Source organism: Flavobacterium salmonis, from assembly GCF_903819435.1.
Taxonomy (GTDB): Bacteria; Bacteroidota; Bacteroidia; order Flavobacteriales; family Flavobacteriaceae; genus Flavobacterium; species Flavobacterium chungangense.
The window spans coordinates 1-216 of the sequence record NZ_CAIJDP010000110.1 but is presented as its reverse complement, the minus strand read 5'-3'; the positions used below and the strand labels follow the sequence as shown (position 1 = coordinate 216).

The following is a 216-nucleotide window of genomic DNA, read 5'->3' as shown; positions in this document are numbered from 1 at the left end:
TACGGCAAGTCCTGTGAATGTTACCGTTTCCGGCAATGCTTTTACACTTTCTGGTCTGAAAGCAGGAACCTACAGTGATTTTTCTATAACCAATTCCGGATGTACCGGCTCTACAGGGACTGCTAAAACCATTTCTGATCCGGCTAGTCCAACACTTACCGCTGGTACAGCAACCAATCCTTCGACTTGTGGGGGCAACGGAAGCATCGCTTTTAG

General features: G+C 47.7%; 1 protein-coding gene. It reads left to right on the top strand.

Translation table 11 applies throughout. The features are described from left to right. Positions 1 to 216: hypothetical protein (locus FLACHUCJ7_RS25075; protein ID WP_180910965.1), on the top strand; the 216-nt coding region annotated here is incomplete at both ends.